Source organism: Ochrobactrum sp. A-1 (assembly GCF_022488005.1).
GTDB lineage: Bacteria > Pseudomonadota > Alphaproteobacteria > Rhizobiales > Rhizobiaceae > Brucella.
In genome coordinates, this window is record NZ_JAKVQC010000003.1 from 1,561,127 (window position 1) to 1,571,255 (window position 10,129).

Sequence of the window (10,129 nt, forward strand, 5' to 3'; positions counted from 1 at the left end):
ACCGCAATGGCTGCTGCAAAGCGGTTGAGCCCATCGGGGCGTGAACTTTCGTTCGTAAAAAAGCAGAACCCTTTGCAGCTTTTGAGGTCTTGTCGCACCGTTGAGGGAGCTTCGCGCTCGTGTATAAGGGAGACCAGCCTCATGTCTTATACTAGCCGTTTTGTCGGCATCGACATATCAAAATCGTCTTTGGATGCCTGCGTTCTGCCGGATGGCCAGACAGTGACCTATCAAAATACGGCAGCAGGCATTGCCAGTTTTCTCGCCTTTCTCGCAACTGTGGACGATATTGAACGTCTGGTTCTCGAACCGACCGGCGGTTACGAGCGCCTTGTCGTTGCCGCCTTGCAGGCCGCGCGATTGCCTGTCGCCAAGGTCAATGCGAAGCAGATCAGGCAGTTTGCACGTGCCTGTGGCCAACTCTCCAAGACCGACAGGATCGACGCCTTCATTCTTGCCGATTATGCAAGGCGCATGGAAACAAGAATTCTGCCACAACGCTCTTCTCAGGAGCGGGCTCTGGCGGATTTTGTCAGTCGTTACAGACAATTGTCGCACATGATCGTGCAGGAGAAAAATCGCCGGGAGAAGTTGACCGGGCGAACGAAAGTCTGGATCGAGGAAAGCCTGCGTTTCCTGCTCGATCAGCGTCAGGCTATCGTGGATGAAATGACGGCTTGCCTGAAAGCGGATGCAGAGTTGGGCCGGAAGGCCGAGGTTTTGATGTCGCTCAAGGGGATCGGCCTACGAACGGCATGCTTCATCCTGGCCGACCTGCCGGAACTGGGGCATACTGACAAAGGACAAATTGCCAAGCTGGTTGGCGTTGCGCCGCTTAATCGCGATAGTGGTCTGATGCGCGGCAAGCGCATGATTGCAGGTGGTAGAAGACATCTGCGCGACGCGCTTTACGTCGCAGCGCTGCCTGCCATTCGTTTCGATCCCGACATGAAGGCATTCTTCACGCGTCTCAAGCAGCAAGGAAAGCCCGGAAAGGTCGCACTTGTCGCCGTCATGCGTAAAATGATCATCATCCTAAATGCTAGAATGCGAGACGCCAACGCAACGGTGCTTGACGCCTAACACCGTTGCTTTTTCGTTTCTGATTATTACTCGCCGCGACGCTTCTTGCTGTAACCGCCGCCTTCGGGCTTTTTGCCGCCCTTCTTGAAGCCGTCTTTCTTGAAGTCGTCTCCGCGGGAAAAATCACGCGGCTTGTCCCACTTGTCGCCCTTCGAGCGGTCGCCTTTATAGCCATCGCTCTTGTAGCCGTCGCGGAAGCCACCTTCCTTGAACTTGTCGCCACGTGGTTTGAAGCCACCCTTGCCTTCACGCGGGGCAGCGTCACCGCCTGCACCTGCAACGGCAGTGCGGATCACAAGACCCTTTTCACCAGTGCCGCGTTCTTCGACCGAACGGCGGAACTCATCAGCCTTCGAGGCCGTGATTTCAAAGCGGGTTTCATTATCGAAAATCTTGATCGAACCAACGTCGCGCTTGGAAACATCGCCCGCCTTGCAGATGAGCGGCAGCAGCCACTTCGGATCGGCGCGATGCTTGCGACCAGCAGAAACCGAGAACCAGACGCCGTCAAAATGTGCATTACGGTCAAAACGTTCGCCCGGTTCGCCACGCTCACGACGCTCTCCGCGCTCGAAGCGGTCGCCGCGGTCGCCGCGATCAGAGCGCTCGCCTTTTTCAAAACGATCCCGGGGCTTCTTGCCACCAACCGGATGCACAGGAGCATCGGAGACTTCTTCCGCTGCGGGGTAGGACGCAACTTCGCGGTTGAGGAAGGCGCTTGCAATCTGTTCCGGCGTATAACGCTCGGTCAGCGCCTTCAGGAGATCCTGATACTCTTCTTCAACCGGCTGATTGAAGACTTCCGCATTCAAAATGCGCTCATTGGTTTTTGCTTGAACAGCAGCAATGCTTGGTGCCGGAACCGTCTGTGCATCGAGCTTTGCCATGTGCAGAAGGCGCTCTGCAGTGCGGCGACGTGAGAACGGCACGACCAGCACGCAGGTGCCCTTGCGACCTGCGCGACCTGTACGACCCGAACGGTGCAGCATCGTTTCTGGATTGTTCGGAAGATCGGCGTGAATAACGAGATCGAGATTGGGCAGATCGATACCGCGTGCGGCAACGTCGGTTGCCACGCAGACGCGGGCGCGTCCATCACGCATTGCCTGAAGCGCGTTGTTGCGTTCCGCCTGGCTCAATTCGCCGGACAGTGCAACCACAGCGAAACCGCGATTGGAAAGTCGGCTCGCCATATGCTTCACCGCTTCGCGGGTCGAGCAGAAAATGATCGAGTTCTGGCTGTCGTAATAGAGCAGCGTATTGATGATCGCGTGGTCGCGCTCATGCGGCGGCACCGGCATGGCAACATAGTCGATGTCGGCGTGCTGGCTGGTTTCGCTCTGGACGGTGAGACGAAGCGCGTCGTTCTGGAAGCGCTTGGCAAGCTGGGCAATCGGCTTCGGCACGGTTGCCGAGAACATCAGCGTGCGGCGGTCATCCGGCGCTTCGCCGAGGATGAATTCGAGGTCCTCGCGAAAGCCCATGTCGAGCATTTCGTCAGCTTCATCGAGAACGACGGCACGCAGTTCCGACATGTCGAGAGCATCGCGGGTGATATGGTCGCGCAGACGTCCCGGCGTACCGACAACGATGTGGGCGCCACGTTCCAGCGCACGACGCTCGGTGCGGATATCCATACCGCCAACGCAGGATGCGATGCGCGCACCTGTATCGGCATAGAGCCATTCCAGTTCACGACGAACCTGAAGCGCCAGTTCGCGCGTCGGCGCGATAATCATTGCAAGCGGCGCACCGGCATCGCCGAAACGTAGTTCGTCTTCGAGGAGGGTGTTGGCCATGGCAAGGCCGAAAGCAACTGTCTTGCCCGATCCGGTTTGTGCGGAAACGAGAAGATCGGCATTGAGCGTTTCGGGTGCCAGAACGGCATTTTGAACGGCGGTGAGTGTATTATAACCGCGAGCGGCTAATGCTCCGGACAGAGCCGGAGCGATGGTTTCGGGCAAAGACATGAACCACTTTCACGAAAAAAGCTTCTCAAGCCGTATACCCATTGGTCGTGAACCCACTTGTCCACGACTCCCCTGACGACCACCGAAGCAACAGAATTGATGCTTCCCTATAGGGTTGGGCCGCTCAGGTCAACCGGCCAAACCTCAGAGCGTAATTCGATCCGATTGAATCGTACCGCCCCTCTGGTCCTTTTTGACGCGCATTTGGCCCGAAAACCGTTTCACACTTTTCGGAATGCGCTCTAGTGTGCCTCATCCCAGTTATGCGCTGCGCGCGCATCGACATGCAGCGGCACAGCAAGCGAGACGGCAGGCATTGCCGCATTTTCCATAATGTGACGAACGACCGGAATGGTCTTTTCGACTTCATTATCAGGCACTTCGAAGATCAGTTCGTCGTGCACTTGCAACAACATGCGCGCGGCAAGGTTTTGCGCAGCCAGTGCATCTTCCATACGGATCATGGCGCGGCGGATAATGTCGGCCGCAGAACCCTGTATAGGCGCATTGATGGCAGCGCGCTCGTTGAAAGCGCGGACCTGCGGGTTGGATGCCCTGATATCTGGATAATGCGCACGGCGGCCGAAAATCGTTTCGACATAACCATGCTCGCGCGCGAAAGCCTTGGTCGCCTCCATGTAGTCCTTGATGCCGGGAAAGCGCTCGAAATAGGTCCGAATATATTGACCTGCCTCTTCGCGCGGAATCGACAACTGGTTCGCCAGACCGAATGCGGAAATGCCGTAGATGATACCGAAATTGATCGCCTTGGCGCGTCGGCGCACTTCCGACGGCATGCCTTCGACCGGCACGCCGAACATTTCGGATGCCGTCATGGCGTGAATGTCTATGCCGTCGGCAAATGCCTGTTTCAATTGCGCGATATCGGCCACATGCGCCAGGACACGCAGTTCGATCTGGCTGTAATCGGCAGAAACCAGCTTGTTGCCGGGTTCGGCGATGAAGGCTGTCCTGATCTTGCGGCCTTCGGCTGTGCGAACCGGAATATTTTGCAGGTTCGGATCGGATGACGAGAGACGTCCGGTCGAGGTGGACGCCATGGCATAGGACGTATGAACGCGCTTGGTCTCTGGGTTAATGAACCCCGGCAGAGCATCCGTATAGGTGGATTTGAGCTTGGTAAGCTGGCGCCAATCGACGATCTTGCGCGGCAGCGGATGGCCTTCAGCAGCGAGGTCTTCCAGCACTTGTGCAGAGGTCGACCATTGGCCGGTCTTGGTTTTCGACGCGCCCGGAAGGCCCATCTTGCCGAAAAGAATGTCGCCAAGCTGCTTGGGCGAACCGATGGTGAACTTCTCACCTGCCAGTTCGTAAATCTCGTCTTCGTAGGCTGCAGCAGCCTGCGCCAGATCGCCGGAAAGGCGCGACAATACCTGTCGGTCAACGGCAATGCCGCGTTCTTCCATGCGCGCCAGAACATCGACCAGCGGACGTTCCAGACGTTCATAGACAGACATCAGCTCTTCGGCGGCAAGGCGCGGCTTCAGCACTTGCCAAAGGCGCAACGTCACGTCGGCATCTTCCGCTGCATAAGCCGTAGCACGATCCAGATCGACCATGTCGAAGCTGACGGCGCTTTTGCCGCTTCCCGCCACATCCTTGTAGGGAATTGGCGTATGGCCGAGCCAGCGCTCGGACAACGGGTCCATGCCATGGCTGCCCGTCCCCGCGTCCAGCACATAGGAAATCAGCATCGTATCATCGAACGACACCGCATTGATCCCATGGCGGCGCATGACCAGCCAGTCATATTTCATGTTCTGCGCGATCTTGAGAACGGAAGCGTCCTCAAGCACGACCTTCAAAGCCGCCAGCGCTTCACCCAGCGGAATTTGTCCCTCGACCATGCCGCCGCCGAGAAGATCACCAGCACCGGATTTGTGCTGAAGCGGGATGTAAGCCGCCTTGCCCGGCGCCAGTGCCAGCGAAAAGCCGACCAGTTCCGCCTGCATCGGATCGAGCGACGTCGTTTCCGTATCGAAGGCCAGAACCCCGATTTCAACCGCCTCTGCGAGCCACAGTTTCAGTGTGGCTATGTCGCGAATGCAGGTATACGCACTCGTATCGATGGTCTGCGCGGTTGCTTCCGCCGCCCGCTTTTCCGCGAGCGCCTTCGGCGTATAGCCTTGATCCGAGGCCGTGACGGTCGATGTCGAGGCGGATTGCGTCGCCGCATCATCAGTTTTGGCGGGAACATCGACATCTGGACCGTGCGCATCCGCGCCCCAGTCGGTCTCCACATGGCATGGTTCGACGGCAGAAGCGTCAGTGTCAGTTGCCTCGGCCACCCGGCGAGTGAGTGAAGTGAACTCCATTGCCTTCAGGAAGCCAATCAGCTTCGGGCCGTTCTGCGGTTCAAGCACCAGACCGTCGAGATCGACATCCAGCGGAACATCGGTCTTGAGCGTAACCAGCTCGCGCGAAATCTTCGTCTGGTCGGCAAAGGCCAGAATGTTTTCGCGACGCTTGTTCTGCTTGATTTCGGAAGCGCGGGCCAGAAGCGTGTCGAGATCACCGAACTCTTCCAGCAATTGCGCCGCCGTCTTGGGACCGATGCCGGGGATGCCGGGAACATTGTCGGTGCTGTCGCCGGTCAGCGATTGCAGGTCGATCATTTTTTCCGGCGGAACGCCCCATTTCTCGATCACTTCCGGGATCGAAATCTGCTTGTCTTTCATGCTGTCATACATCGACACGCTTGGCGTCACGAGCTGCATGAGATCCTTGTCGGACGAAACGATGGTGACGTCACCACCTGCCTGTTCGGCGACACGGGCATAGGTCGCGATCAGATCGTCGGCCTCGAAACCCTCCTTCTCGATGCAAGGCAGATTGAACGCGCGCGTTGCCTGACGGATGAGGCCGAACTGCGGAATGAGATCTTCCGGCGGCGCGGTGCGATTGGCCTTGTATTCGGGATAGATTTCGTTGCGGAACGTCTTCGACGAATAGTCGAAAATAACCGCGAAATGGGTCGGCACCACGCCGACATCCGTATTGCGAGCATCCTTCAGGAGCTTCCACAGCATGTTGCAGAAGCCCGAGACGGCACCAACCGGCAGACCATCCGTCTTGCGGGTCAGCGGTGGCAGGGCATGATAGGCGCGGAAAATATAGCCCGAGCCGTCAACGAGAAAGAGATGATCGCCTTTTTTCATAAGGTAGAATTAGAGGAAAGCAACCATAAAGGAAACCGCTCCCGTGTCAGGAGAAACAACCGTCCACGTGAAAGAGAACCCATCACGCCGCGATAACACGTTTGTTACAGATTTGTAATCTTCCGTGCCCTTGAATAGCCACAGTTGAAAGGCCAAATCCTGATTATCGACAGTTCGTCGGTCGCCGGTTTTCTGACCCGTCCCCCGTTGGATGCCGGATGTTAGCGGCAGCCTCATTCCCCTCTCCGGGCTGCCGCTTTGAGTGTAGTGATATGGCCGTTACGGTAACCCCCTCACCGTAACGGCCAAATCTTTTTTACACTCCCGGTTTCATCCCCCGGACGCCGTTGGGCAGCCCTTTTCCGGTGAGAAATTCGTGCTACCGTCAGGATGAAAAACCTTGGGGTTAGGATCATAGAACGGCCCCACCACCAGCGGTTCGGCAGGAAGGACAGATTGGTCTTCGCTGGAACGAACACTCGTCGTCAGGCTTTGCAGCAGCTTTCCATCGAGCGACACAATACGGATCGCCACATTATAGGGCCTGTCCTTGACGATACAGTGCAGGGCATCCGTTTCCAGCGCGACAGTATCGAGCTTCGGAAACATCTTGCGCACCACTTCTACAGGCTTGCCGCCTTGCGGGTTGTCGAAGAAGGCCGTCACCGTCGCACCCGTCTCAACCGGCGCGATCTTGCGCAGCGTGACCAGAAAGCTAGCGCGTGCGATGCGATAATTAAAAACCACCAGTCTCCCCGAAACCTCGAAAGGTCCGTCCGTCTTTTCGCGCTGGCAACCAGTGGCGGAAAAGCCAAGGGCCAAAACCAGCACAAATGCGGTAAGAGGCCTCATGCTTCCACCTCCCTATGGCGGTAATAATGACGGCTTGCCTTGGCACGATTGCCGCAGACGCGCATATCGCACCAAACACGGCTGCGATTGCGGCTGCGGTCCATGAAAAGCCAGCCGCAATTGCCGCATATTTTGAGGCGGCCACCATCCGTTCCCGCCTGACACTCGCCCATAAGCCGAAGTGCGGATCGCGCTGTCGCGGTTTCCAGAGCCTGCGATGAGTAGGTATGGCGAAACACATCCGCCGCACGTTCCAGAAAATCCGCGAGAAGATCGTTATCGCCTTCCCCCAGAACAAAGGTACGAAAATAACGATCAGTTGCTTCGCGCAACGCCAGAAAACGTGCGCGGCTTTCGGGCTGAACCGGCAAGAGCGGCCAGCCCAAATCCTTCTCCGCACAAAATCTTCCCGCAGCCTCGGCAAAGGCCGCAAGCTGTTCCGGTATGGCAAAGCGATCTACGCTGCGTTCCGGTTCGTCACGCAGGATCACGCTGTTAGCGACATCAAGCGCCAGCGCACCGCCGGAAAACCGATGCAATGTCCATGAAAAGCTCATGGTTTATTATAACTGGTAAAATGCTTTTTGGCAGTTATAATTATCGGCAAAGGTCGGAGAACGCCCGATGGCTTATATTCTCCAGCAAATCGCCAATGCCGTTCCGCTGGCCGCGCTCTATGGCCTGCTTGCCTTCGGCTATGCGGTGAGCTTCGCTGTAATCCGGCGAGCCGACATCAGCTATGGCGCGTTCGTCGCCTTTTCCGGCCAGCTTCTCATCCTTTTTACCGGCTTTGGTTGGGACCGGCTCTGGCTCGTTTTCCCGGCAGCCCTTGCTGTCGGCATTGCAGGAGCCTTGTTCTACACGCTTTCAGCTGGCATCGCCGTACATCATTTCGTGCTGCGCCCTCTACGGCATATAGCGCCTAACATGGCCATGGTGGCAGCACTCGGCATTGCTATAGTGCTCATGGAAAGCGTTCGCCTTGCCGCTGCCTCGCGCAGCCTTTGGCTGCCGCCACTTCTGCAACAGACCGTCGTTTTCTGGCAGAATGGCAACGCTACCGTCAGCCTCACGACCATGCAGCTTCTCAATACAGCCCTCATGACAGCCATGGTTCTTGCAGGCGGTTTCATTCTCCAGCACACCCGGCATGGACGCAACTGGCGCGCTGTGCGAGACGATGCTTTTGCGGCCGCGCTTTGCGGTGTCGACACACAGAGGGTTCTTCTCATCGCCTATCTCGGCGGCGTGCTGCTTGCTGCGCTCGCTGGAATCTTGATGACCGCCTATTACGGCACGATGAATTCCGGCGACGGGTTGCTGCTTGGCCTTAAAATCCTGATGATCGGCGCGGTCGGCGGCTATTTCTCGCCACTTGCCTCGGCGGCTGGCGCTGCGCTCCTCGCTTTTGCGGAAACGTTCTGGTCGGCCTTTGCGCCGCTCGTCTGGCGTGAACCTGCAATCTTCGCACTTCTCGTCTTTCTTCTGGCACTCGGCAGGCGGGAAGACCTTACTCCCCGAAATCCGCTTTAACTTGGGCTCAATGAGGGTTTTAACTTCGGAAAGCTGGTTGTACTGTGCCGCCAGTTTTACGACTCGTCAGGAAGCATCCATGTCCACGCCATCGCTCGACAAAGTTCTCGACCATCTCGACGCCAATCTCGACAAGAGCCTCGACCGCCTGTTCGATCTCCTGCGGATCAAGTCGATTTCCACCGATCCGGCCTACAAGGCCGATTGCCGCAAAGCCGCTGAATGGCTGGTAGAAGATCTGAAGTCGATCGGTTTCGATGCCAGCGTGCGCGACACACCCGGCCACCCGATGGTGGTTGCCCATCACGAAGGTGCAACAGCTGATGCGCCGCATGTGCTGTTCTACGGTCATTACGACGTGCAGCCCGTCGACCCGCTGAACCTTTGGGAAAACGATCCCTTCGATCCGGCCATCAAGGACCTTGGCAATGGCCGCAGGATTCTGACCGGTCGCGGCACCTCCGACGACAAGGGCCAGCTCATGACCTTTGTGGAAGCTTGCCGCGCCTATAAGGCGATCAACGGCAATCTGCCGGTCAAGGTAACGCTCCTGTTCGAAGGTGAGGAAGAATCCGGTTCGCCATCGTTGAAGCCTTTCCTCGACGCCAACAAGCAAGAGCTGAAGGCTGATGTGGCGCTCGTCTGCGACACATCCATGTGGGACACGGAAACGCCGGCCATCAGCGTCGGCCTGCGCGGTCTCGTCGGCGAGGAGATTGTCATCAAGGCAGCCGACCGCGATCTGCATTCCGGATTCTTCGGCGGCGCTGCGGCGAACCCTATCCATATCCTGACCAAAATTCTGGCCGACCTGCACGACGAAACCGGACGCATCACCGTACCAGACTTCTATGACGGCGTGGAGGAAACTCCGACCCAGATTCTGAAGTCCTGGGAGAGTCTGGGTCGTACAGCGGAAAACTTCCTTGGCCCCATTGGCCTTTCCATCCCGTCCGGCGAGAAGGGCCGCAGCGTGCTGGAACTGACCTGGGCACGCCCGACCGCAGAAGTAAACGGCATTATCGGCGGCTATACCGGCGAAGGCTTCAAGACCGTTATTGCAGCGGAAGCTTCCGCCAAGGTTTCGTTCCGCCTCGTGCACAAGCAGGACCCGGCCAAGATTCGCGAAGCCTTCCGCGCCTTTGTGAAAGAGCGTGTTCCCGCCGATTGCTCAGTCGAATTTCATCCGCATGGTGGGTCGCCAGCCATCCAGCTGCCCTATGATTCCCCGCTTGTTTCCAAGGCCAAGGATGCGCTTTCCGATGAATGGCCGAAGCCAGCCGTGCTGATCGCCATGGGCGGCTCTATTCCGATTGTCGGCGACTTCGACAAGTTCCTCGGCATGGAATCACTGCTCGTGGGCTTTGGCCTCGAAGATGACCGCATCCATTCGCCCAATGAGAAATACGAGCTGAACTCCTTCCATAAGGGACAACGCTCATGGGCACGTATTATGGCGGCTATCGCCGCCAAGTAGGGCTCGCATTATGGCGGCAACTGCCGCGAAACAAG

The 10,129-nt window shown here is 57.5% G+C and carries 7 protein-coding genes; 3 read left to right on the forward strand and 4 right to left on the reverse strand.

Annotated elements, in window-relative coordinates; all coding sequences use genetic code 11:
* The first annotated feature begins 141 nt into the window (after positions 1-141).
* Positions 142-1,083: an IS110 family transposase gene (locus MKS82_RS09355; RefSeq protein ID WP_024897869.1), complete on the forward strand. Its 942-nt coding sequence runs from the start codon at positions 142-144 to the stop codon at positions 1,081-1,083.
* A gap of 26 nt (positions 1,084-1,109) precedes the next feature.
* Here MKS82_RS09355 and MKS82_RS09360 read toward each other — a convergent pair whose 3' ends face one another.
* From MKS82_RS09360 to MKS82_RS09375, 4 genes are all read right to left on the reverse strand, one after another.
* On the reverse strand, positions 1,110-3,053 hold the full coding sequence (locus MKS82_RS09360) for a DEAD/DEAH box helicase (RefSeq protein ID WP_240578644.1): 1,944 nt from the start codon (positions 3,051-3,053) through the stop codon (positions 1,110-1,112).
* Positions 3,054-3,295: 242 nt separating this feature from the next.
* A complete protein-coding gene (polA, locus tag MKS82_RS09365) occupies positions 3,296-6,232 on the reverse strand; it encodes a DNA polymerase I (protein ID WP_109989252.1) in 2,937 nt (978 codons plus the stop codon).
* Between the two features lie 330 nt (positions 6,233-6,562).
* Positions 6,563-7,084: a hypothetical protein gene (locus MKS82_RS09370; RefSeq protein WP_109989251.1), complete on the reverse strand. Its 522-nt coding sequence runs from the start codon at positions 7,082-7,084 to the stop codon at positions 6,563-6,565.
* Positions 7,081-7,641, reverse strand: a complete 561-nt coding sequence (locus MKS82_RS09375; RefSeq protein ID WP_109989250.1) for a CGNR zinc finger domain-containing protein — start codon at positions 7,639-7,641, stop codon at positions 7,081-7,083. The genes MKS82_RS09370 and MKS82_RS09375 overlap by 4 nt, the downstream gene beginning before the upstream one ends.
* Positions 7,642-7,708: 67 nt before the next feature.
* On the opposite strand from MKS82_RS09375, the gene MKS82_RS09380 reads away from it, so the two are divergent.
* Both MKS82_RS09380 and MKS82_RS09385 read left to right on the forward strand, forming a co-directional pair.
* A complete protein-coding gene (locus MKS82_RS09380) occupies positions 7,709-8,617 on the forward strand; it encodes a branched-chain amino acid ABC transporter permease (RefSeq protein WP_109989249.1) in 909 nt (302 codons plus the stop codon).
* Positions 8,618-8,696: 79 nt separating this feature from the next.
* The gene (locus MKS82_RS09385; protein ID WP_176036371.1) at positions 8,697-10,094 is read left to right on the forward strand and encodes a dipeptidase; all 1,398 of its coding nucleotides are present in this window, start codon (positions 8,697-8,699) and stop codon (positions 10,092-10,094) included.
* The last annotated feature ends 35 nt before the right edge of the window (positions 10,095-10,129 follow it).

Bases quoted from the DNA above. Each gene is read 5' to 3' on its own strand.
- MKS82_RS09370 (WP_109989251.1), bottom strand. From the start codon at position 7,084: ATGAGGCCTCTTACCGCATTTGTGCTGGTTTTGGCCCTTGGCTTTTCC.
- MKS82_RS09385 (WP_176036371.1), top strand. From the start codon at position 8,697: ATGTCCACGCCATCGCTCGACAAAGTTCTCGACCATCTCGACGCCAAT.
- polA (WP_109989252.1), bottom strand. From the start codon at position 6,232: ATGAAAAAAGGCGATCATCTCTTTCTCGTTGACGGCTCGGGCTATATT.
- MKS82_RS09375 (WP_109989250.1), bottom strand. From the start codon at position 7,641: ATGAGCTTTTCATGGACATTGCATCGGTTTTCCGGCGGTGCGCTGGCG.
- MKS82_RS09360 (WP_240578644.1), bottom strand. From the start codon at position 3,053: ATGTCTTTGCCCGAAACCATCGCTCCGGCTCTGTCCGGAGCATTAGCC.
- MKS82_RS09380 (WP_109989249.1), top strand. From the start codon at position 7,709: ATGGCTTATATTCTCCAGCAAATCGCCAATGCCGTTCCGCTGGCCGCG.
- MKS82_RS09355 (WP_024897869.1), top strand. From the start codon at position 142: ATGTCTTATACTAGCCGTTTTGTCGGCATCGACATATCAAAATCGTCT.